Origin of the sequence: Klebsiella sp. WP3-W18-ESBL-02, assembly GCF_014168815.1 — a bacterium.
Classification (GTDB): domain Bacteria; phylum Pseudomonadota; class Gammaproteobacteria; order Enterobacterales; family Enterobacteriaceae; genus Kluyvera; species Kluyvera ascorbata_B.
On record NZ_AP021972.1, the window covers coordinates 3,739,950 to 3,761,118 of the forward strand.

Genomic DNA, 21,169 nt, shown 5'->3' on the forward strand with positions numbered 1-21,169 from the left:
AACAATAAGGAAACACACCATGAAATATGCTGCTTTTAAACTGGCAGGGGTTGCACTGTCTCTCGCTCTGGCCTGGAACGCTTCCGCCGAGCCGCTGCGCGTCGCCGCCGACCCGGTTCCGCACGCCGAAATTCTGAAGTTCATTCAGAAGCAAGATCCAAAGCTCGATCTGAAAATCGTCGAGCTGACCAGCGGCGTAAATGCCAATGAGCTGCTGGCGAATGGCGATGTCGACGCCAACTATTTCCAGCACGTGCCGTACCTGAAAGATCAGGAAAAAGCGCTGGGTAAAACCTTCGCCGTGGCCGCCACAGTACATATTGAGCCGCTGGGCATCTACTCGCACAAACACAAGGATCTGCAATCGCTGCCGGAAGGGGCGACCGTCGCGGTGCCGAATAACACCACCAACCTGAGCCGCGCCCTGTTCCTGCTGCAAAGCAAAGGCCTGATCAAGCTGGCGGCCAAGTTTACCGACCCGGCAACCACGCTGGCGACGCCAAAAGATATTGTCGAGAACCCGCACAAGCTGAAGATCCTTGAAGTGGAATCACCGCAAATCCCCCGCTCGCTGGATGACGTCGACCTGGCGGTGATCAACGGCAACTACGCCCTGGAAGCCGGACTTACGCCAGCCAAAGATGCGCTGGGGCTGGAGAGCGCCGAGCATAACCCGTACGCCAATATCCTGGTCACCAATCCGCAGCTGGCGAATGACCCACGGATTAAAGCGCTGGCAAAAGATTTAACGTCACCTCAGGTGGCGGAATTTATTCGCCAGCATTACAACGGTTCGGTCATCCCGGTCAGCGCGCCGCAGTCATGATCGTCATTGAAGGGCTGAGTAAGCACTATGCTGGAGGAGGCCAACCGGCGCTGAATAACGTGTCGTTTAGCGTTCCGCAGGGGGCGATTTACGGCATCCTGGGGCGCAGCGGCGCGGGCAAAAGCACGCTGATTCGCTGCCTGAACTTACTGGAGCGGCCCAGCGCGGGCCGCATCTTGTTCAACGGCGAGGATATTGCGCACTATGACAAAGCGCAGCTGCGCACCCATCGCCTGCGCACCGGCATGATCTTCCAGCACTTCAACCTGCTGCACGCCCGCAGCGTCGCCGACAACGTGGCGGTGCCGCTGGAGATTGCCGGCGTACCCAAGGCGCAGCGGCAAAAACGCGTCGCCGAACTGCTGGCGCTGGTGGGGCTGAGCAACAAAGCGGACGCCTTTCCTTCTCAGCTGTCCGGTGGGCAGAAGCAGCGCGTGGGCATTGCCCGCGCGCTGGCCGCCGAGCCGGATGTGCTGCTGTGTGACGAGGCCACCAGCGCGCTGGACGCCGAAACGACCGCCAGCGTACTGGCGCTGCTGGAAAGCATTAACCGCCAACTGGGGCTGACGATTGTGCTGATCACCCATCAGTTGGAGGTCGTTAAAAATCTGTGTGACCACGTGGCGCTGCTGGAAGGCGGAGAACTGCAGGAGAGCGGTAAAATTGCCGATCTGCTGGTCTCGCCCTGGTCGCGTCTGCGGGATATCTTGCTGGGTGACGGCGACGAAGAACGCCGCTTCCTGGCTCGTCATGGTCTGGACGGGAGGCCGCTATGCATAGTCGCATGAGCTGGGAAGAATTATGGCCGCTGCTGGTCGATGGCACGCTGGAAACCGTGTATATGGTCGGACTGGCGGCCCTGTTTACCGTACTCATTGGTCTGCCGCTGGGCGTACTGCTGTTTATTTCGCGCCGTCAGGGGCTGGTGCCAATGCCGCATCTTAACGCCGTGCTGGGGGCGGTCATTAACACCGGCCGTTCGCTACCGTTTATCGTACTACTGATTGCGCTTATCCCCTTTACCCGGCTACTGGTGGGGACCACGCTCGGCAGCACCGCGGCGATTGTACCGATTACGCTCGGCGCCATCCCCTTCTTCGCGCGCCTGACCGAAAGCGCGCTCGATGAAGTGGAGTACGGACGCATCGAGGCCGTGCTGTCAATGGGCGGTAACGCCTGGCACGTCATCGGCAAAGCGCTGCTGCCGGAGGCCCTGCCCGCGCTGCTGGCCGCCACCACGCTGACCATCGTCATGCTGATCGGTTTCTCGTCAATGGCCGGCGTCATCGGCGGCGGCGGACTGGGGGATTTAGCGATTCGCTATGGCTATCAGCGATTTAACGATCAAATTATGGTAGGAACGGTGTTGATTCTGGTGCTGATGGTACAAGGTGTACAAATGGGCGGTGACCGGCTGGTGCGTTCGCTGGCACACCGGCGCTAGTTTCCTGACAATTCGGGTAGGCCAAAGCGATTTCGCATAATAAGCGCCTGGATTGTCAGGTATACTTGTCGTAGTTTGCCCTGGATAAGGACTGGCAGTGACAACTCGACATCTGGTCGGCCTGATAACCGGCGTGCTTATCATGGCGATTTTTTTACCCATACTGCTCAGTATCTGGCTCGCCCAGCGTGAAGCGCATAAGCAGTTTATTGATGAGCAGGAGACTTACGCCTCCCGAGTGCTTGTTCGCACCGAGCAGGTAATGAACCAGGCGAAAGGCGCGCTGCGTGAAATGGACGCCATGCAGGTATCGGGATGCGGCCCGGAGCATCTGCAGGCCATGCGCCGCCTTTCCTACTCCTGGCGCTATATCCAGGAAGTACTGTTCCTCGACGGTTTAACCGTTAAATGTTCATCGCTGGAAAGCAACAGCACCCATTTTACCTTCCCGAAACCCGACCGCATTATCCCCGCTGGCTACCGGGCCTGGTACACCGATCAAAACGATCTTGGTATACGTCGCTATATGGCGGCCTTCGCTTCCGATCACCACATGGTGATTATCGACCCTATCTCGTTTATCGACGTGATTCCGTTTACCAATTCCACCACTCAGGTGGCGTTAATCAGTACGCATAACAACCGCGTCCTGGCCAGTAGCGCTTCGCTGGATCAGCAAGCCTGGCAGCGTATTCAACAAGAGCATCTCGAGACCCTGACCCGCGACAACGTTGTCTATACCGTCCGCCAGTTCCCCGACCTGCAGGTGGCGATCATGACCTGGTCCTCCACGCTGCCCCTGACGGCGCGTTTGCGCCACCAGCTCATGATCTGGGTCCCTGCGGGCGTGCTGCTCAGCCTGCTGGCATGCTGGCTGATTATCCGGGTTCTGAAACACCTGCAGTCCCCGCGCCAGCGGATGCTGGACGCGTTGAACAACGCCGATATTTCCGTTTACTATCAGCCCATTGTCTCAATCAGCGACGGGAAAGTGATGGGCTGCGAAGCGCTGGCCCGCTGGAAGCAAGCCGACGGGAGCTACCTCTCGCCGGAAATTTTTATCCCGCTTGCCGAGCAAACCGGCCTGATTACGCACCTGACGGAAAGCGTGGTGAAGACGGTCTTCCACGATCTTGGCAAATGGTTAAGCCTGCATCCGGATGTGCACGTCTCAATTAACCTGTCGGTGGCTGATTTTCAGTCGGTCGTGCTGCAAACCCTGCTGCACCAGCAGCTGCGTATCTGGAATGTGCGGCCGCAGCAGGTGGCGCTTGAGCTAACCGAACGCGGCTTCGCCGACCCAAAAACCACGCTACCGGCAATTAAAGCCTACCGTAAGGCCGGGCACGCCATCTATATCGACGATTTCGGCACCGGCTACTCCAGCCTGAGCTACCTACAGGATTTAGAGGTTGATACCTTAAAGCTGGATAAATCTTTCGTTGACGCACTGGAATATGCGCAGGTCACGCCGTACATCATTGAGATGGCGAAAACCCTTCAGCTCAACGTGGTGGCGGAAGGGATTGAAACCCCATGTCAGGCCAAGTGGTTACACGAACATGGTGTGCAGTTCGGGCAAGGCTGGCTCTACAGCAAAGCCTTACCCAAAGAGGCCTTTATTATCTGGTCGGAAAACAATCTGCGCACGCACGCTACTTCAGGTAAGACTTCATCACCTGCATGACCACCTCCAGGTCGGCTTCACGCTGCGTTTCATCGGGCTCTTTCACCACGTGATCGGTGAGATGGCCCTGAATCACCTGCATCATCATACCGTTAACCGCACCGCGAATCGCCGCCAACTGCTGTAGCACCTCGGCGCACTCGTGCTCGCGGTTCAGCATTTTTTCCAGCGCAGCGCTCTGCCCCTGAATTTTCTTCAGGCGGGTCAATAACATCTTCTTGTGACGAACGGTATGTGACATAGCGGGCTCCTTTCTCTACACCTGCGCAAGCATACCATGCACCGCCTTTTCTGCGCATTTTTGTACTAGGGGGTAGTATATAAATACTGGGTAGGAGTATAGTGTGCGCACTTTCTGACAAGGATCTTCACGGCAATGACCGACTTCACCACGCTCTTACAACAGGGCAATGCCTGGTTCTTTATCCCCGGTGCGATTGCGCTTGGCGCCCTGCACGGACTGGAACCAGGACACTCCAAAACCATGATGGCCGCGTTTATCGTCGCCATTCGCGGTACCCTCAAGCAGGCCGTGTTTCTGGGACTCGCTGCCACGCTATCGCACACGGCGGTAGTCTGGATTATCGCCATGGCGGGAATGTGGTTTGGCCGCGGCTGGAACGCGCAGACGGCCGAGCCGTGGTTTCAACTGCTGTCCGGTATCATCATTATTGCTATTGCCCTATGGATGCTGTGGCGAACCTGGCGCGAGTCGCACGGTGCACATCACCATCATCATCACCACTCTCATGACCATGATCATGACCACGCACATGGACATGACCACCCGTCTCACGATCACCATCACCACGACCATCTGGTGGACGTTGACGAGCAAGATGCCCACCAGCGCGCGCATGCCGAAGAGATCAACCGACGCTTCACCGGGCAGAAGGTCACGACCGGGCAGATCGTCATGTTTGGCCTGACCGGTGGGCTGATCCCCTGCCCGGCATCCATCACTATTTTGCTGATCTGTCTTCAGCTAAAGCACGTCGCGCTGGGCGCAACGCTGGTGCTGAGCTTTAGCGTCGGGCTCGCGCTAACGTTAGTCGCTTCCGGTGCCATCGCCGCCATTGGCCTTAAACACGTCAGCACACGCTGGCGCGGCTTTGGCGAACTGTCACGCCGGGCTCCGTGGTTTTCCGGCGCGCTGATCATTCTGGTAGGGCTTTACATGATGGGGCACGGCATCAGCGGATTATCCTGATGCCATCGGGATCAGGACGGCAGTTCGGCTTTTAGCGGTTTGCGCTGAGCGACGCGCGGTAGCTGGAACCACGGCAGGCATATTTGAATCAGTGGGCCAATTGCCAGCGCGTACAGCACCGTACCAATACCAAACGCGCCGCCCAGCAGTACGCCAATCAGCAGCACTGAGATTTCAATCGTGGTACGAATGCGTCGAATCGGCCAGCCGGTTCGGGCATGAATGCCGGTCATCAGCCCATCGCGGGGGCCAGCGCCGAATCCTGCGCCGATGTACATCCCGGTCGCCAGCGCGTTTAGCACCACCGCCAGCAGCAAAAGCGCGCTGCGCAGCCACAGCGATTCCAGCGGTGGCAGGATCGACAGCGTCGCATCAGCCGCCAGCCCCAGCACGATAACGTTGCTGATGGTGCCCAACCCCGGCCGCTGACGCAGCGGGATCCACAGCAGCAGCACCGCCGCGCCGGTGAGGATCATCACCAGGCCAATATCCAGAGACGCAAGCCCGGCCACCCCAAGGTGAAATACGTTCCAAGGATCGGCACCCAGGTTGGCGCGGACGTATACGGCAGTTGAAACGCCGTAGAGTATTAACCCAATATAAAGTTGAATCAGTCGGCGTAACATCACTACCTCTGCCTGTTATGTGAGGCTTTCATCATCGATAAAAATGGCATTATGATTAATGACCAGTTTTAAAGAAGTGGACTGCTCTATGATTCGACGCTCTGCGACCCAATCGTTAGTTCGCCTGCTCGGCCAATGGCAGGAGAGCCCCTCATCCACACCGCTGTGGCGACAGCTCACCGATGCACTGCGGCTGTTGATCCTCGATGGCCGGCTGCCGCTGGGGACCCGTCTGCCTGGCGAACGTGAATTTGCCAGCGCGCTGGGTGTCAGCCGTACCACTATCGCCAGCGCGCTAGCGCAGCTACGCGATGAAGGCTATGTGCAAAGCCGCCAGGGAAGCGGCTCCACGGTAACCCTGGCGGGAAATAGTCATCCGCGGGCGCTGCGTACCAATGCCGCCCCCACGCTGGATCTTTCTACCGCTGCGCTGGCGGCGGGCGCTGAAATTCATCATGCGTACAGCCACGCGTTGGCGGCACTACCGGAACATCTGGCAAATACCGGCTACGATCAGCACGGTCTTCCCACGCTGCGGGATGCCATCGCCCGGCGCTACTGCGCGCGCGGCCTGCCAACACACGCCGACGAAATTATGCTGGTTAACGGCGCGGTCAGCGGGCTGGCGCTGATCCTGCGCAACCTGACAGGACCGGGCGATCGCGTGGTTGTAGAGACCCCGACCTATCCTCTCGCCATTTCCGCCATCGAAGGCGCCTCCTGCCGTCCGGTGGCCCTGCCGCTGCCGGAAAAAGGCTGGGACACCGATGGTCTGGCCGCTATCATCGCCCAAACCGCGCCGCGTCTGGCCTATCTGATGCCCGATTTTCAAAATCCGACCGGCCAATGTATGGACAGCGCGACGCGTCAAACCATTGCCGATCTGGCGGCGCGAACCTGCACGACGCTGGTGGTTGACGAAACGATGGTCGATTTGTGGTACAACGCCCCGCCACCGCCACCGCTGGCGGCCTTCAATCACGAGGCGCCGATTATTACCGTCGGCTCGACCGGCAAAAGCTTCTGGGGCGGCCTGCGGCTGGGGTGGATTCGCGCGTCGACCACAACCATCGCCGCGCTCATTCAGACTCGCGATACGCTGGATTTAGGTTCTCCGCTGCTGGAACAGCTGGCCACCTGCTGGCTGCTGGAAAATGAACGCACCCTGCTGCCCGAAAGGCGCCGCCTGCTGAAAGCCCGTCGTGATATGTGTGCGACGCTGATGCAAGAGTACTTTCCGCAGTGGAAATTTGTGCTGCCGGAGGGAGGGCTATCGTTCTGGGTGACGCTACCGGACATGATGGCCACGCGTTTTGCCGCCCGCGCGGAGGCGGTTGGAATTCATATTGGCGTCGGAACGCGCTTTGGCCTGGCCGGTGGCGGTGAGCGGAACCTGCGTATTCCCTTCACGCTGGATGATAACACCCTGCGGCAAGCGTTTATGACTTTGCAGCCCGTATGGACCGCATTAGCGGGCCAGCACAGCGGGAATAAAGTGCGGAAAATTATTTAATCGCGCGCGATGCATTGCCGCGCGCAATAACAGAATGGGCCTGGCGCTGATATATTCTTTATAAAAATAAAATGAAACCAAAGAATATATTAGTGCTGCGGAGGGATCGGAAAACCTTTTAGCGAAATAACGAAAGATTCTCCCTCTTTTTTAATCTTCGCCCCGGTATCGCACCAGTCGGAGGCAATACGAAAGAATTCATCGCTACCCACGTTCCAGTTGAGAAGAACATGCTTTACGTAGCCCGAGCGTAACAAATCGCAGGCTTCACTGTAATTACAGGCTATGGTCGGTGGCTGTTTCATTTTCTCTTCTTCAGAATTTTACGTAACGCCTTGATTTCTTTAGGTGTAAATGGTGCGACATCTTCTTCCGTATGCTGGCTGTCGATGTCATCTTCACATACGCCCGCCTCTTCTTCCGCCGCAAAACCCAGCAGCAGCAGCTTTTCCGCCGCCGCGCCTAACGTCAGGCCATTAGCCTCCGCGTAGTGGCGAAGTTTCTCTTTTACGCTTTCATCAATTTTTACGTTCAGCACTGCAATGGTCATGTTTATCCTCGCCACGCGTCATCCAGGACGCGAATGTGTGTTAGCGCTTCACAGCGGCTTGTTTGTATTATTTCTGTAATAACTAATACATCAAGTTAACAACACATTCCACAAATATATTTTTAACATACAAGGTAATATAAACACCCAATATTAATTTAAATGCAATTTATGACACATATATGACAAATTTATTACAATTAGATGAAGTTTATTTTAAACATCAGAACGTTAAGCGCAAAAGGCCTGACTATTTAAGGGGTACAAAAGCGGGGATCGCGAAAAGAAGAGAGGCACAAATGGGTGGGGGCCCTGCCAGCTACATCCCGGCACACGCGTCATCTGCCTTGGCTGCTTCCTTCCGGACCTGACCTGGTAAACAGAGTAGCGTTGCGGGAGAACCAACAGGGCCCCCATTGAGAGCGTTGTTACCCAACGCGCTGGCGCATTATCCCTGCTGAAGCAGGCAATTGCAAGCTATCTGCTTCTGCCTGCTGGATTCTTGCGCAATTGCCCCTTCACAGCGGCCATCGAGCTGATTATGCTGAAAGTTCTGCCCTCAGGAACCGACTATGGACGCTTTTGATACTTTTCCCCACCGCGTTTGGCAAATCGTCGCCTCTATTCCGCAAGGCTCTGTGACCACCTACGGTGACGTTGCCAGGCTTGCGGGCTCGCCGCGCGCGGCACGTCAGGTGGGCGGTGTGCTCAGACGACTGCCGGAAGGCTCAACCCTGCCCTGGCATCGGGTGGTGAACCGCCACGGTGCAATCTCACTGACCGGCCCCGATCTCCAGCGCCAGCGTCAGGCGCTACTGGCTGAAGGCGTACAGGTTTCAGGAAGTGGGCAGATTGATATGCAGAAATATCGCTGGCGGTACTAGCTGGCTATCGCCAGCCATCGGGCAAAAAAATGCCCTCACGTGGAGGGCATTGAAGGTTACGGGACCTGAACCGGGGCGGTGTCCTGCACCGGCACCGCAGTTTGCTGTACCGGAACCAGCGTCACATCGGCTTTAGTGCCGCCGTGGTTGATAACTTCCTGGATGGTATCGGTGATAAACAGCAGCTTGCCGTTTTGCGTCACCGCGGCGCTTAACAGAATGCGCGCGTTCGGCTGAATGTCGGCCGGGTTGTACGGCAGAACGAAGCTAAACGGCGCCTGCTTACCTTCCGTACGCGTGACTTTCTGCGACAGTACGCGAGACGGCGCATCAGCCAGTGAAGCATCGGACAAGGTGACCGTCAGAACCGCATCCGGCGGCAGCGCCACTTTCTGGCGAATCCATACGGTACCGGAGACGTTCGGCCCCGTGATTGCCGCGGCCTGGGCTGCTGCTTCTGGCGCAGGTGACTGATTCTGACTTTGCTGGTGAGTCTGGGCACAGCCCGCGAGGGTCAGTGCAACCGCCAAACCACTTAAGATCGGCACGAGTTTCATTAGCATTCTCCTTTTCGCTCACTCAAATTAAGGCTGTTTTCTCATTTGAGTGACAACGCCTTAACAAATTTTACCGCTTAAGTGTGGCACATAATTCACATTAATACCTGCAAACGAACCATTATTCAGACAATTGAACCCATCGGACCACTGGCGAAACTGCGTTATAATGGAAACATTCACCTGACGCTGTGACAGTAAAATATAGAGGGTATCAATGAGCCAGGCGCTATCGAATCTGCTGACGTTATTAAATCTGGAAAAAATTGAAGAAGGGCTGTTCCGCGGACAGAGCGAAGATCTTGGCCTGCGTCAGGTCTTTGGCGGACAGGTTGTCGGCCAGGCGCTGTATGCGGCAAAAGAGACTGTCCCCAGCGACCGTCTGGTGCATTCATTCCACAGCTACTTCCTGCGTCCCGGAGACAGTCAGAAGCCGATTGTTTACGACGTTGAAGTGCTGCGCGACGGCAACAGCTTTAGCGCGCGCCGCGTAGCGGCTATTCAGAACGGCAAACCGATCTTCTACATGACCGCATCATTCCAGGCACCTGAGCCGGGCTATGAACACCAGAAGACCATGCCGGCCGCACCGTCGCCGGAAGGTCTGCCGTCGGAAACCGACATCGCCCGTTCGCTGGCGCATCTGCTGCCGCCGCAGGCGAAAGAAAAGTTTCTCTGTGATAAACCGTTAGAAATTCGCCCGGTCGAATTCCATAACCCGCTGAAAGGCCATGTCGCCGAACCGCGCCGCCAGGTCTGGATCCGCGCCAACGGCGCCGTGCCAGACTCGCTGCATATTCACCAGTACCTGTTGGGCTATGCTTCCGACTTTAATTTCCTGCCGGTGGCGCTACAGCCGCACGGCGTCGGCTTCCTGGAGCCGGGCATGCAGGTAGCGACCATCGATCATTCCATGTGGTTCCACCGCCCGTTCAATATGAACGAATGGCTGCTGTACAGCGTGGAAAGCACATCGGCCTCCAGCGCGCGTGGTTTTGTGCGCGGCGAATTCTACACCCAGGACGGCGTGCTGGTCGCCTCTACGGTGCAGGAAGGCGTGATGCGTAACCGCGGCTAGACCTCGTTCCAAAGCCAAAAAAGCCTCCCATTGGGAGGCTTTTTTGGCTTTGGAGATAACCCGCTTTCTGCCAGAACGAGGCGCAAACTTCGTTTCGGCAACGCCCGGCGTTGCCATGCGCGGCCGGGCGGTCATCACGATCAGGCGTTGTAGGCGTTTTCGCCGTGGCTGTTGACGTCCAGACCTTCACGTTCCTGATCTTCCGGCACGCGCAGGCCAACCGTCAGATCCGCCACTTTATAGCCAACATAAGCCACAATACCCGACCAGACGATAGTGATGGCGATACTTTCCAGCTGTACCAGCACCTGATGGCCCATGGTGACGCCTTCTGCGTAGCCCACACCGCCCAGTGCGGTAGAAGCAAAGATACCGGTCAGAATACAGCCAACGATGCCGCACACACCATGTACGCCGAAGACGTCACACGGGTCATCAACACGCAGCCAGCGTTTCAGCGAGGTCACGCCCCACAGACCAGCCAGACCGGCAATGATACCCAGAATCAACGCACCGCCTACGCCAATGTAGCCGCAAGCTGGGGTAATCCCCACCAGCCCCGCAATGGCACCGGAGCAGGCACCCAGCAGTGACGGTTTACCGCGCAGCGCCCATTCGCCGAAGACCCAGCCGAGGATAGCGGCCGCCGTAGCAACCACCGTGTTAACGAAGGCCAGACCAGCGATCTCATTGGCTGCGCTCGCGGAGCCCGCGTTGAAGCCAAACCAGCCAAAATAGAGGATCGCCGTACCAATAAACACCATCGGCAGGTTGTGCGGTTTAAACGCTTCTTTGCCGAAGCCCACGCGTTTACCAATCAGGTATGCCCCAACCAGGCCCGCCACCGCGGCGTTAATGTGCACCACCGTGCCGCCCGCAAAGTCGAGCGCGCCGTGGCTCGCCAGCAGGCCGCCGCCCCAGACCATATGGGCAATCGGGATGTAAGAAAGCGTCAACCAAATCACCACGAAAATCAGCACCGCAGAGAAGCGGATACGCTCGGCCAGCGCGCCGACGATAAGGCCAACGGTAATGCAGGCAAAGGAGCCCTGGAAGGCCACGTGGATGTACTGATAGAACGAGCCCATCAGATCGGTAATTTTGATATTCTTCAGCATCAGCCAGTCGAAGCTGCCAAAGAAGCTGCCGCCGGTGCCAAAGGCCAGCGAATAGCCGTAGACCACCCACAGAACGCACACCAGCGCAAACGTCACCGCCACCTGCGTCAGCATGGAGAGCACGTTTTTACCGCGAATCAGGCCGCCGTAGAACAGCGCAATCCCCGGAATGGTCATAAACAGCACCAGCGCGGTACAAATCATCATAAAGGCGTTATCGGCTTTATCTACCGCCGCCGGTGCCGCCATTGCCAGACCCGGCAACAGCGCCAGCGCGCTCAACCCCGTTTTTACCATTGTTTTTTTCATCATCTCGATCCCTATCACTGTGCTGGCTGGGAATTACAGCGCCGCTTCGTCGGCTTCGCCGGTACGAATACGGATCACGCGCTGCAGTTCGGCGACAAAAATCTTACCGTCGCCAATTTTTCCGGTGTAAGCGGCTTTGCTGATCACATCAACGACTTCATCAAGTTGATCGTCGGCGATCGCCACATCAATCTTTACTTTGGGCAGGAAGTTGACGCTGTACTCCGCACCGCGGTAAAGCTCTGCATGACCCTTCTGACGACCGAAGCCTTTCACTTCCGTCACCGTTAAGCCCTGAATGCCAATTGAAGACAGCGCTTCGCGAACGTCTTCGAGTTTGAATGGTTTGATTACCACGGTAACCAGCTTCATAGATCCCCTCCAGTCAGAATTCGGTAGTGGCTGCGAACACAGAAGAGATAAAGCAAGGGGCGTGCCAGAAATGAAAAATGATGCGCAGGCGGGAAAAATCGGGGGCGACGGGCGCAATAAGGTGGCGTTGAAAAGAAAAACGCACCATGCGGGTGCATGATGCGTGTCACAAATGCATTCTGTTAGAAAAATGCTTAACGCTGGTGCATCACGCGGTCAGCGCGTCATCCTGACCCGACGCCGCCAACTCTTCACCTGCCAACTGGAGTTGATACATCTGCCAGTAACGCCCTTTGGCTTCAAGCAGTTGCTGATGGGTCCCCTGCTCTACCGCCTGACCACGGTGCAGCACCATAATGGTGTCTGCCTCAACGATGGTCGACAGCCGGTGGGCAATCACCACCAGCGTCGTGTGCTGGCGCACTGCGGCCAGCGCCTGCTGAATCGCGCGCTCGGTGCCGGAGTCGATATTGGCGGTGGCCTCATCAAGAATCAGCACCTGCGGGATATCAACCAACACGCGGGCCAGCGCCAACAGCTGCTTCTGACCAACCGACAGGTTGTTGCCCTGCTCGCCCAGATGGGTATAGATGCCGTCGCTCATTTCACGCGCCAACGAGGCCAGCTGCACCGTTTCCAGCACCTGCCAGACCTGCGCTTCGCTGATGTCGCGCCCCAGCGTAACGTTGGCAAAAAAGGAGTCCGCCAGCACGACAGGATCCTGCTGCACCACGGCGATGCCCTGACGCAGCACCTGGTGACTGAGGCTGGGCAGCGGACGACCGCCAAGGCGAATTTCGCCGCTATTTGGCGGGTAGTAGCCCATCAGCAGGCTGGCCAGCGTGCTCTTCCCGCTGCCGGTATGCCCGACCAGCGCAACGAAGCTGCGCGCCGGAATCGACAGAGAGATATTTTGCAGCACCATTTTGTCATCGCGATAGGCGAACGACACATTATCAATATCAATATCGCCGCTGGTGAGTGGAGCAATATCGTCGCCGTACTGCTGGCGTGGGCGATCCATTAATTCAAAGACGCGCTCGCCGGCAACCACCGCCTGTTGCAGCATCGACTGCTGGGTCGTCAGCTCGATCAACGGCTCATTGAGCCGCCCAAGGTAGCTGATAAATGCGTACAGAACACCCACCTCGATGGAGCCCTGCGTGCTAAAGCCAAACAGCATCAGCAGCCCGCACAGAATCAGGGAGGAGAACAGACTGAGCAGCGGCCGCAGCAAGAAACCGTCCAGCCGCAGGGTTTGCATCCGCGCCAGATAGTGCGAGCGGCTAACCTCGCCGATACGTTCGCCAAAGCGCACCTGCTGACGGAACTGCTGGATCACGCTCATGCCGTTGATCACTTCATTAAAGCCATCGTTAATATCGGCCAGATAGGCGCGCACGCGGCGCACGATCGGCGTGCTGTAACGCTGGTAAATCACCATCACCGTCAATACTGCCGGGAAGATAGCGATCGCCACCAGCGCCATGCGCCAGTCAAGGCTAAACATCGCCACCAGCATGGCACCAATCAGCGCCGCGCTGCGCAGCACCGTAGCGACGACGGTCACGTACAGGTCACGGATCACTTCAGTGTCGTTGGTGACCCGCGAAATCAGTTGGCCGACCGGCTGAGTATCAAACTCGCCCAGGGGCTGTCGCAGCGCCGCATCCATGACGTCGCTGCGCAGCTGTTGCACCACGCCGACCGCCGCGCGGTTGAACAGCAGCGACTGGCTATAGTGCAGCGTGGCCGCCAGCAGCTGAAGGCCGACGTAGGCCGCCGCCAGCCCGGCCACCTTGCCCAAGGGCAGAATATCCTTCGCCACCATGTTGTCGATAAAGTAGCTTATCAACAACGGTCCGCTCACCTCCGCGGCGGCGGCGATCCATAACATGACGACCGCAATCGACAGCGGCCTGCGCCACGGCGAACCGTAGGCCAGCAGCCGCTTTAACGTAGGCCACAGTTGTCCGAAACTACGCATCTGCCACCTCCGGCTTTTCTTCTTCCGGCGCGTCATTCAGCGCGGCTTCCAGCTGTTGATAGCGGTACATGTCGCGATACCAGCCTGCCTGCGCCGCCAGTTGCTCATGCTGCCCGCGCTGCACGATATGCCCGTGCTGCATCACGATAATTTCACTGGCGTCGGTCAATGCCGAGAGGCGGTGGGCGCTGATAATGACCGTCCGCCCTTCGCCCCACTGGCGCAGATTATGCAAAATTTGATGCTCGGTACGGCCGTCAACCGCCGACAGCGAATCGTCGAGGATCAGGATTTCCGCATCCAGCAGCAGCGCACGTGCGATGGAAATACGCTGTTTCTGCCCGCCGGAGAGCATCACGCCGCGCTCACCCACTTCCGTGTCATAGCCCTGCGGCAGACGCAGGATATCCTCATGCACGCAGGCAAGCTTCGCCGCACGTTCAATCTCTTCCTGCGTTGCGCTGGGGCACCCTAGCGCAATGTTGTTGGCTACAGTGTCAGAAAACAGGAACGGCGTCTGGATAACGACCGCCAGCCGTCCGCGCCAGGCATCCAGCTGGAGCTGACGCAGCGGGATATCATGGAAGCAGATGTCGCCTTCGCTGACGTCGAAATGGCGCTGAATAAGCGACAATAGGGTCGATTTCCCCGCCCCCGTCGGCCCGCATATTCCCAGCATATTGCCCGGCCGCAGCGTGACGTTAACCTCTTCCAGCGCCGGTTTGTCGGTTTGCGGGTAGTAAAAACGATGAATTGCCAGCTCAAGCGCCCCGCGCCCCGCTGGCACCGGCTGAAAACCATCGTTCACTACCGGTGCCTCCGCCAGCAGAGTACGGATGCGGCTATAGGCGGCACTGCCGCGCTCAACGATGTTAAACATCCACGCCAGCGCCAGCATTGGCCAAATCATCAGGCCAAGGTACATCATAAAGCTGGTCAACTGACCAAGGGTCAGCTCCCCCTGCATCACCATCCAGCTACCGCCGGCAATCGCCAGCAGGTTCGCCATGCCGATGGCGATATAAATCGTCGGATCAAAGCGGGCGTCGATGCGCGCCACGCGCATATTCTTCACCCCGGTATCTGCCGCGTCGGCCGCAAACTGCGCGGACTGGCGATCCTCAAGACCAAAGGCCTTAATCATGCGGATACTCGTCAGGCTCTCCTGGGTACGGTCATTCAGGCTGGAAAACGCTGCCTGCGCCACTTTGAAGCGTTCATGGAGCAGATTGCCATAGCGGTGGATAACCAGCGCCATAATAGGCATCGGCACCAGCGCCAGTAGCGTCAGCTGCCAGCTCAATTGGGTCGACATGACAATCAGCACCGCGCAGCCCATTACCAGCGAGTCCACCAGCGTCAGCACCCCTTCCCCGGCGGCGAAGACCACGCGGTCAACGTCGTTCGTCGCGCGGGCCATCAGGTCGCCGGTACGGTGGCGCAGATAAAACTCCGGATGCTGGCGGCTCAGCTGGCGGTAAAAATCTTCACGCAGCTCAACGGCCAGCTGGTAAGAGGCGCCAAACAGCAGCACGCGCCAGACGTAACGCAGCAGGTAAACCACCACGGCAATCAGGACCATAGTGCCTATCCACATCATCACCGTCCCGGCGCTGAAGTGGCGTTGCGTCACGCCGTCCACCACGATGCCCACCACTTTCGGCGGGATCAGCTGCAGAATGGCAATAATGATTAGCAGGGCCACGGCGCCGAGATAGCGACGCCATTCCCGACGGAAGTACCAGCTAAGTTGAGCAAATAATCGCACGCAGTAAAATTCCAGAGATAGAGTTATTCGATGGGAAGCGCTGTGGTGTATTTAATCTGTTCCATCGCAAAGCTTGAGGTGACGTCCGACAGTCCGGGGACGCGATTCACCAGGCTTTTATAAAAATCATCGTAGCGTTTCATGTCCGCAACCTGCACGCGCATCAGGTAATCATATTCCCCGGCCATGCGCCAGAAGCCAAGCACTTCAGGCATTTGCGTCACTTCGCTGACAAACAGGCTGTACCAGTCACTGCTGTGGTGCTGGGTTTTAATCAGCACAAACGCCGTCAGCCCTAATCCGAGCTTTTCCGCGTCGAGGAGCGCCACGCGCCCGAGCAGCACGCCGTCATCTTCCAGCCGTTTTAGCCGTTTCCAGCACGGCGTGGTGGTCAGATTAACGGCATCCGCTAACGCCTGCAAAGAGAGCGTGCAGTCATTTTGCAGCAGGGACAGCAGCTTGCGGTCAATTTTATCTAACATTTAACCCACCAGGAGAAAGTTTTTCTCTCTTCATTCTATTTTAAAGGCCAGATGGCAACAATTTTTTCTGCCGTTTTCGCTAAGCTGGGCACAAAATGACAAACGGAAAAATGATGATGAACAGCACCTGGGTCAAAAATGCGATAAGCGAAATTAACGCCGACTATCAACGCAGCGCCGATACGCACCTGATTCGTTTGTCGCTGCCCGCGTTCCCCGGCATTCAGCTGTACCTGAAAGACGAAAGCACCCACCCAACGGGTAGCCTGAAGCACCGGCTGGCGCGCTCGCTGTTCCTCTACGGGCTGTGCAACGGTTGGATTCAGGAAGGGACGACTATCATTGAATCCTCTTCGGGGTCAACGGCGGTTTCTGAAGCCTATTTCGCCCGCCTGCTGGGCCTGCCGTTTATTGCGGTTATGCCCGCCTGCACCGCGAAACGTAAAATCGAACAGATTGAGTTTTACGGCGGCCGCTGCCACTTCGTGAACAGCGCCTGCGAAATCTACGCCGCGTCGGAAACGCTGGCGCGCGAGCTGAACGGCCATTATATGGATCAGTTTACCTACGCCGAACGCGCAACCGACTGGCGCGGTAACAACAACATCGCCGACAGCATCTTCCGCCAGATGTCCCATGAACCTCACCCGGTGCCGTCCTGGGTGGTGATGAGCGCCGGTACCGGCGGGACTTCTGCCACCATCGGTCGCTATATTCGCTGCCAGGGCTATGAAACGCAGCTGATGGTGGTCGATCCGGAAAATTCGGTGTTCCTCGACTACTGGCAAAACCGGGACGCCAGCCTGCGCGGCAGCATCGGCAGTAAAATTGAGGGGATCGGCCGCCCGCGCGTGGAACCGTCCTTTATTCCCGACGTGGTCGATAACATGCTGCGAGTGCCGGATGCCGCCAGCGTTGCCACCGCACACTGGCTGGAAACTCAGCTAGGCCGCAAGGTCGGAGCTTCAACCGGCACCAATATGTGGGGCGCATTACAGCTGGCCGCGCAGATGCGCACCGAAGGGAAAAGCGGTTCAATCGTCACGCTGCTGTGCGACAGCGGCGAGCGCTATCTCGACACCTATTACAACGCGCAATGGGTAGCGAACAATATTGGTGATACAACGCCGTGGCGCCGTGAGATTGAGCAACTGCTTGGCCAATAAAAAAAGCCAGGCATCATCAGATGCCTGGCTTGCTGGAAAGGTCTCTCTATTCGGGGGAATAAGGTAGATTTGGTGTATCCAGCCAATGAGTTAAATAGTGAGAAACCGCCTGGTTGTTGCAGTTTCCGATAACCGGCAGGTGAGGCAGTGCGGCTTTAAGCTGTCCCATCGCGTTCCCCATAATGACGCCACGGCCCACTAGCCCCAGCATCTCACGGTCGTTCATCGCATCGCCGAAGGCCATGCACTCTGCCATACTGACGCCAAGATGGTCGCTCAGCACCGTCAACGCCGCCCCTTTATTGCTACCGCGCGGCAGCACTTCCAGGCAATCCACCGCCGAGAAACAGATATCGGCGCGCTTATCCAGCGCGTCGGTTAACTGAATTCGCAGACGACAAAGATCGTCGTGATCGCCACAGAAACAAATTTTGGTGACCTGATGTGCCGGGATCCGTCGTAGATCGCGCAGCTGGTAGCGAAAACCGCTATAAACGTGCGCCACAAGAAGCTCAGGAATCTCCTGCCCGGTAAACCAACCGCCGTCGTTAAACACATGCATACTGGCTTTCGTGTCCCAGTATGAATGCAGCACCTGCTCAGCGACGTCCGGCGAAAGGTCGCTGCGATACAGCACCTCGCCCTGCTGGTTATGAATACGTGTGCCGTTGCCGGTGATCAAAAAGGCGTTTAACGACAGCGTTTCCACCAGCGGGCGCATTTCCAGTACGTGACGGCCGGTGGCAAAAGTCAGGGTTATCTGGCGCTCACGCAGCCGCTTGAGTACCGCAACGGTTCTTTCCCCCATACGGTGATCCGGCATCAACAGTGTGCCATCCATATCAAACGCCGCCAGTCTTGCCATGATTTCTCTCGCTTGTGATCGCTCTCTCTTGTTAAGCAGTATCCGCTGGGATATACGGAAGTAATACTGAATACTTCATTTTTATTGTTCCGGGTTTCTATGCGACTGTTAAACCGTTTAAATCAATTCCAGCGCCTATGGCAGCCTTCGCAGGGTGAGGTTCAGCAGGTCACGATTGCCGAACTGGCTGCCCGCTGTTTTTGCAGCGAGCGCCACGTGCGCACGCTGCTGCGTCAGTCGCAGGAGGCCGGCTGGCTTAGCTGGCAGGCACAATCCGGGCGCGGCAAGCGCGGGCTACTGCGTTTTCACACCACGCCGGAGCAGCTGCGTAACGAGATGATGGAAACCGCACTTAACCGCGGCCAGCAGCACAACGCGCTGGAGCTGGCTCAGATCGCCCCCATCGAGCTGCGGGCGTTGCTGCATCCGTTTCTCGGCGGCCAGTGGCAGAACAATACGCCGACGCTGCGTATTCCCTATTATCGCCCGCTGGAGCCGTTGCATCCGGGTTTTCTCGCCGGGCGCGCCGAACAGCATCTGGCCGGGCAAATATACTCCGGCCTGACCCGCTTCAATCACGATGCGTCGCAGCCACGGGGAGATCTGGCACACCACTGGTCGGTGTCGGACGACGGGCTGTGCTGGCAGTTCTACATTCGCTCGACGCTGCACTGGCACAATGGCGATGTGGTAGAAACCGAGCAGCTTCGCCGTCGTCTGTTGATGCTCTTTGCGCTGCCTGAGCTGGCAAAACTGTTTGCCAGCGTGAAAGCCATTACGCAGACCCATCCGCAGTGTCTGAGTTTTACGCTCCACCGTCCGGACTACTGGCTGGCGCATCGGCTGGCGAGCTACTGTAGCGTTCTGGCGCATCCGGAAGATCCGGAGCAAGGTACCGGCCCATTTATGCTGAAGATCTTTGAGCCGGAGCTGGTGCGTATTGAAAGCCATCATCGTTATCATCTTGGCCATCCGCTGCTGCAGGCGATCGAATACTGGATCACTCCGCAGCTTTTTGAGCAGGGGCTTGGCACCAGCTGTCAACACCCGGTACAGATAGCCATCGGTAAGCCAGAGGAGCTGGGCGAACTGCGTCTGGTGAGCCACAGCATCAGTCTTGGGTTTTGCTACCTGGCGCTGCGGCAAAGCCCTCGGCTCAGCCGGGCACAGGCGCAGCGGGTGATTGCGCTGATTCACCGCTCCGGCCTGTTGCAAAGTCTGCCGCTTGGGGAAAATCTGATCACGCCAAGCGAGGAGATGTTGCCAGGTTGGGATATTCCGCTGGCTCAGGAGGATCCCAACGTGCCGCTGCCAGCTCAGCTTACGCTGCTTTACCACCTCCCCGTGGAGCTGCATACTATGGCGGAAGAGCTGAAAATAGCGCTGGGACGGCTGGGCTGTGAGCTGACGTTGCTATTTTACGATGCCAAAAGCTGGACCGGCTGCCCTGATTTGCCGCAGGCCGATCTCTTTATGGGCGACCGGCTGATCGGTGAAATGCCGGAGTACGCGCTGGAGCAATGGCTGCGCTGCGACGCGCTCTGGCCGGCGTTGTTTACCGATGCACAGGCCGCACATCTTCAGTCGGCGCTGGACGATGCCCAAGCTCAGCCAGAGGATGACGAACGCATCGCCGCGCTAAAGCGTATTTTCACTCGGCTGATGGGAGATGCCATACTGACGCCATTGTTTAACTATCAGTATCAGGTCAGCGCGCCGCCGGGGGTAAACGGCATTCGCCTGAACGCCCGCGGCTGGTTTGATTTCAACGAAGCGTGGCTACCGCCTGCCACGCGGTGAAGAAGCTGGTCGCCGCGGCGCACAGGCGTTACCATAGCGGCTTTTAGAGTCACAGACAGGAAAAGCCATGAAACGTGCCGTTGTCGTCTTTAGCGGTGGACAAGACTCCACCACATGCCTGGTGCAGGCGTTGCATCAATATGATGAAGTTCACTGCGTCACGTTTGATTATGGCCAGCGCCACCGCGCCGAGATTGATGTGGCTCGCGAACTGGCGCTAACGTTGGGTGCCCGCGCACACAAGGTGCTCGACGTTACGCTCTTGAATGAGCTGGCGGTCAGCAGCCTGACCCGCGACAGCATCCCGGTGCCGGACTACGAGCCTAACGCCGACGGCATCCCAAACACCTTCGTCCCTGGACGTAATATTCTGTTCCTGACGCTCGCCGCTATTTACGCCTACCAGGTAAAGGCAGAAGCGGTTATCACCGGCGTGTGCGAGACCGACTTCTCCGGCTACCCGGACTGCCGCGACGAGTTTGTGAAGGCGCTAAACCACGCGGTAAGCCTGGGAATGGCGAAAGATATCCGTTTTGAAACGCCGCTGATGTGGCTGGATAAAGCGCAGACCTGGGCGCTGGCGGACTATTGGGGCAAGCTGGATCTGGTTCGCAGCGAAACGCTGACCTGCTACAACGGCATTAAGGGCGATGGCTGTGGCCACTGCGCGGCCTGTAGCCTGCGCGCTAACGGGTTGAACCATTATCTGGCGGATAAACCGGGCATTATGGCAACGATGAAGCAAAAGACGGGGCTTAAATAAGCCTGACGCGACGACCGGATAAGACCGCGCCGCCATCCGGCAACTGCGCCATACCGCCTGATGGCGCTTCGCTTATCAGGCCTACATGTTATTGCCCTTCACTTCCAGCAACGGCTGTGTTGTAGGCCGGATAAGGCAACGCCGCCATCCGGCAACTGCACCGT

Annotated in this window: 22 protein-coding genes and 1 other RNA gene; 11 read left to right on the forward strand and 12 right to left on the reverse strand. The window is 57.7% G+C overall.

Features of this window, described 5'->3' with window-relative positions; genetic code table 11:
* Positions 1-19 precede the first annotated feature (19 nt).
* The 4 genes from H7R56_RS17860 to H7R56_RS17875 all read left to right on the forward strand — a co-directional run bounded on the left by H7R56_RS17860 (position 20) and on the right by H7R56_RS17875 (position 3,957).
* Positions 20-826, forward strand: coding sequence for a MetQ/NlpA family ABC transporter substrate-binding protein (locus H7R56_RS17860; RefSeq protein ID WP_106927936.1), 807 nt, complete (start codon positions 20-22; stop codon positions 824-826).
* Positions 823-1,614: a methionine ABC transporter ATP-binding protein gene (locus H7R56_RS17865; protein WP_106928189.1), complete on the forward strand. Its 792-nt coding sequence runs from the start codon at positions 823-825 to the stop codon at positions 1,612-1,614. The genes H7R56_RS17860 and H7R56_RS17865 overlap by 4 nt, the downstream gene beginning before the upstream one ends.
* Complete coding sequence (locus tag H7R56_RS17870) at positions 1,611-2,270, forward strand: methionine ABC transporter permease (protein ID WP_181358018.1); 660 nt, start codon at positions 1,611-1,613, stop codon at positions 2,268-2,270. Before H7R56_RS17865 ends, H7R56_RS17870 begins: the two co-directional genes overlap by 4 nt.
* A gap of 97 nt (positions 2,271-2,367) precedes the next feature.
* The gene (locus H7R56_RS17875) at positions 2,368-3,957 is read left to right on the forward strand and encodes an EAL domain-containing protein (RefSeq protein ID WP_106927940.1); all 1,590 of its coding nucleotides are present in this window, start codon (positions 2,368-2,370) and stop codon (positions 3,955-3,957) included.
* Here the strand turns inward: H7R56_RS17875 and H7R56_RS17880 are convergent.
* A complete protein-coding gene (locus H7R56_RS17880; RefSeq protein WP_106927942.1) occupies positions 3,926-4,198 on the reverse strand; it encodes a metal/formaldehyde-sensitive transcriptional repressor in 273 nt (90 codons plus the stop codon). The two genes, H7R56_RS17875 and H7R56_RS17880, sit on opposite strands and share 32 nt — an antisense overlap.
* A 135-nt stretch (positions 4,199-4,333) precedes the next feature.
* Here H7R56_RS17880 and H7R56_RS17885 point away from each other — a divergent pair, with 135 nt between their 5' ends.
* A complete protein-coding gene (locus H7R56_RS17885) occupies positions 4,334-5,167 on the forward strand; it encodes a nickel/cobalt efflux protein RcnA (protein WP_106927944.1) in 834 nt (277 codons plus the stop codon).
* Positions 5,168-5,178: 11 nt separating this feature from the next.
* Here the strand turns inward: H7R56_RS17885 and H7R56_RS17890 are convergent, their stop codons facing one another.
* The gene (locus H7R56_RS17890; protein ID WP_106927946.1) at positions 5,179-5,793 is read right to left on the reverse strand and encodes a membrane protein YczE; all 615 of its coding nucleotides are present in this window, start codon (positions 5,791-5,793) and stop codon (positions 5,179-5,181) included.
* A gap of 88 nt (positions 5,794-5,881) precedes the next feature.
* Here H7R56_RS17890 and H7R56_RS17895 point away from each other — a divergent pair, with 88 nt between their 5' ends.
* On the forward strand, positions 5,882-7,306 hold the full coding sequence (locus tag H7R56_RS17895) for a MocR-like transcription factor YczR (RefSeq protein ID WP_182928322.1): 1,425 nt from the start codon (positions 5,882-5,884) through the stop codon (positions 7,304-7,306).
* 89 nt (positions 7,307-7,395) lie between these two features.
* Here H7R56_RS17895 and H7R56_RS17900 read toward each other — a convergent pair whose 3' ends face one another.
* From H7R56_RS17900 to ffs, 3 genes are all read right to left on the reverse strand, one after another.
* A complete protein-coding gene (locus tag H7R56_RS17900) occupies positions 7,396-7,611 on the reverse strand; it encodes a hypothetical protein (RefSeq protein WP_106927948.1) in 216 nt (71 codons plus the stop codon).
* On the reverse strand, positions 7,608-7,856 hold the full coding sequence (locus H7R56_RS17905; RefSeq protein WP_106927950.1) for a hypothetical protein: 249 nt from the start codon (positions 7,854-7,856) through the stop codon (positions 7,608-7,610). Before H7R56_RS17905 ends, H7R56_RS17900 begins: the two co-directional genes overlap by 4 nt.
* 310 nt (positions 7,857-8,166) lie before the next feature.
* Positions 8,167-8,263, reverse strand: an RNA gene (gene ffs, locus H7R56_RS17910) — signal recognition particle sRNA small type.
* 165 nt (positions 8,264-8,428) lie between these two features.
* On the opposite strand from ffs, the gene H7R56_RS17915 reads away from it, so the two are divergent.
* Positions 8,429-8,740, forward strand: a complete 312-nt coding sequence (locus H7R56_RS17915) for an MGMT family protein (protein WP_106927951.1) — start codon at positions 8,429-8,431, stop codon at positions 8,738-8,740.
* Between the two features lie 56 nt (positions 8,741-8,796).
* On the opposite strand, the gene H7R56_RS17920 is transcribed toward H7R56_RS17915, so the two are convergent.
* Positions 8,797-9,297, reverse strand: coding sequence for a YbaY family lipoprotein (locus H7R56_RS17920; protein WP_106927953.1), 501 nt, complete (start codon positions 9,295-9,297; stop codon positions 8,797-8,799).
* A gap of 217 nt (positions 9,298-9,514) precedes the next feature.
* Between H7R56_RS17920 and tesB the strand changes: the two genes are divergently transcribed.
* On the forward strand, positions 9,515-10,375 hold the full coding sequence (tesB, locus tag H7R56_RS17925) for an acyl-CoA thioesterase II (protein ID WP_106927955.1): 861 nt from the start codon (positions 9,515-9,517) through the stop codon (positions 10,373-10,375).
* A 140-nt stretch (positions 10,376-10,515) separates the two neighbouring features.
* Here tesB and amtB read toward each other — a convergent pair whose 3' ends face one another.
* The 5 genes from amtB to H7R56_RS17950 form a co-directional block, all read right to left on the reverse strand.
* Positions 10,516-11,802 (reverse strand): ammonium transporter AmtB, encoded by a 1,287-nt coding sequence (gene amtB / locus H7R56_RS17930; RefSeq protein WP_106928191.1) that lies wholly within the window; start codon positions 11,800-11,802, stop codon positions 10,516-10,518.
* 33 nt (positions 11,803-11,835) lie between these two features.
* Positions 11,836-12,174, reverse strand: a complete 339-nt coding sequence (gene glnK, locus H7R56_RS17935) for a P-II family nitrogen regulator (RefSeq protein WP_004858743.1) — start codon at positions 12,172-12,174, stop codon at positions 11,836-11,838.
* Between the two features lie 208 nt (positions 12,175-12,382).
* Complete coding sequence (locus H7R56_RS17940) at positions 12,383-14,161, reverse strand: SmdB family multidrug efflux ABC transporter permease/ATP-binding protein (RefSeq protein WP_106927957.1); 1,779 nt, start codon at positions 14,159-14,161, stop codon at positions 12,383-12,385.
* Positions 14,154-15,929, reverse strand: a complete 1,776-nt coding sequence (locus H7R56_RS17945; protein ID WP_182928323.1) for a SmdA family multidrug ABC transporter permease/ATP-binding protein — start codon at positions 15,927-15,929, stop codon at positions 14,154-14,156. Before H7R56_RS17945 ends, H7R56_RS17940 begins: the two co-directional genes overlap by 8 nt.
* A gap of 23 nt (positions 15,930-15,952) precedes the next feature.
* On the reverse strand, positions 15,953-16,411 hold the full coding sequence (locus H7R56_RS17950) for an Lrp/AsnC family transcriptional regulator (protein WP_106927961.1): 459 nt from the start codon (positions 16,409-16,411) through the stop codon (positions 15,953-15,955).
* 116 nt (positions 16,412-16,527) lie between these two features.
* Here H7R56_RS17950 and H7R56_RS17955 point away from each other — a divergent pair, with 116 nt between their 5' ends.
* On the forward strand, positions 16,528-17,577 hold the full coding sequence (locus H7R56_RS17955; RefSeq protein WP_106928193.1) for a PLP-dependent cysteine synthase family protein: 1,050 nt from the start codon (positions 16,528-16,530) through the stop codon (positions 17,575-17,577).
* 46 nt (positions 17,578-17,623) lie between these two features.
* On the opposite strand, the gene cof is transcribed toward H7R56_RS17955, so the two are convergent.
* On the reverse strand, positions 17,624-18,442 hold the full coding sequence (gene cof, locus H7R56_RS17960) for an HMP-PP phosphatase (RefSeq protein WP_106927963.1): 819 nt from the start codon (positions 18,440-18,442) through the stop codon (positions 17,624-17,626).
* 99 nt (positions 18,443-18,541) lie between these two features.
* Between cof and H7R56_RS17965 the strand changes: the two genes are divergently transcribed.
* Together H7R56_RS17965 and queC are read left to right on the forward strand one after the other, a co-directional pair.
* Positions 18,542-20,242: an SgrR family transcriptional regulator gene (locus tag H7R56_RS17965; RefSeq protein WP_106927964.1), complete on the forward strand. Its 1,701-nt coding sequence runs from the start codon at positions 18,542-18,544 to the stop codon at positions 20,240-20,242.
* A 67-nt stretch (positions 20,243-20,309) separates the two neighbouring features.
* Entirely contained in the window at positions 20,310-21,005 is a 696-nt protein-coding gene (queC, locus tag H7R56_RS17970; RefSeq protein WP_106927966.1) for a 7-cyano-7-deazaguanine synthase QueC, read from the forward strand.
* Positions 21,006-21,169: the final 164 nt, after the last annotated feature.